Origin of the sequence: Pseudomonas sp. 43(2021) (assembly GCF_017490805.1) — a bacterium.
Lineage (GTDB): Bacteria > Pseudomonadota > Gammaproteobacteria > Pseudomonadales > Pseudomonadaceae > Aquipseudomonas.
Genome location: NZ_JAFGYJ010000063.1, coordinates 1,368 through 2,808, shown reverse-complemented (window position 1 = coordinate 2,808; position 1,441 = coordinate 1,368). Strand labels below are relative to the sequence as shown.

Here is a 1,441-nt window from a genome sequence, read left to right as displayed (position 1 = left end):
TTGTGAAGTTGCGAACTTTCGGTTCTTTCGTCTTCACCACCGCAATCTGCGCTAGCAAATTGCTTGGGTGTTATATGGTCAAGCCTCACGGGCAATTAGTATTGGTTAGCTCAACGCCTCACAGCGCTTACACACCCAACCTATCAACGTCGTAGTCTTCGACGGCCCTTCAGGGGATTCAAGATCCCAGTGAGATCTCATCTTGAGGCAAGTTTCCCGCTTAGATGCTTTCAGCGGTTATCTCTTCCGAACATAGCTACCCGGCAATGCCACTGGCGTGACAACCGGAACACCAGAGGTTCGTCCACTCCGGTCCTCTCGTACTAGGAGCAGCCCCTCTCAAATCTCAAACGTCCACGGCAGATAGGGACCGAACTGTCTCACGACGTTCTAAACCCAGCTCGCGTACCACTTTAAATGGCGAACAGCCATACCCTTGGGACCGGCTTCAGCCCCAGGATGTGATGAGCCGACATCGAGGTGCCAAACACCGCCGTCGATATGAACTCTTGGGCGGTATCAGCCTGTTATCCCCGGAGTACCTTTTATCCGTTGAGCGATGGCCCTTCCATACAGAACCACCGGATCACTAAGACCTACTTTCGTACCTGCTCGACGTGTTTGTCTCGCAGTCAAGCGCGCTTTTGCCTTTATACTCTACGACCGATTTCCGACCGGTCTGAGCGCACCTTCGTACTCCTCCGTTACTCTTTGGGAGGAGACCGCCCCAGTCAAACTACCCACCATACACTGTCCTCGATCCGGATAACGGACCTGAGTTAGAACCTCAAAGTTGCCAGGGTGGTATTTCAAGGATGGCTCCATGAGAACTGGCGTCCCCACTTCAAAGCCTCCCACCTATCCTACACAAGCAAATTCAAAGTCCAGTGCAAAGCTATAGTAAAGGTTCACGGGGTCTTTCCGTCTAGCCGCGGATACACTGCATCTTCACAGCGATTTCAATTTCACTGAGTCTCGGGTGGAGACAGCGCCGCCATCGTTACGCCATTCGTGCAGGTCGGAACTTACCCGACAAGGAATTTCGCTACCTTAGGACCGTTATAGTTACGGCCGCCGTTTACCGGGGCTTCGATCAAGAGCTTCGCTTGCGCTAACCCCATCAATTAACCTTCCGGCACCGGGCAGGCGTCACACCCTATACGTCCACTTTCGTGTTTGCAGAGTGCTGTGTTTTTAATAAACAGTCGCAGCGGCCTGGTATCTTCGACCGGCATGGGCTTACGGAGCAAGTCCTTCACCCTCGCCGGCGCACCTTCTCCCGAAGTTACGGTGCCATTTTGCCTAGTTCCTTCACCCGAGTTCTCTCAAGCGCCTTGGTATTCTCTACCTAACCACCTGTGTCGGTTTGGGGTACGGTTCCCAGTTATCTGAAGCTTAGGAGCTTTTCTTGGAAGCATGGTATCAACCACTTCGTCGCCTG

The 1,441-nt window shown here is 53.0% G+C and carries 1 rRNA gene (running past one end of the window); it reads right to left on the bottom strand.

What is annotated here, in order from left to right:
* Positions 1 to 74 precede the first annotated feature (74 nt).
* A 23S ribosomal RNA gene (locus J5M71_RS25735) occupies positions 75 to 1,441 on the bottom strand (it continues 1,264 nt past the right edge of the window).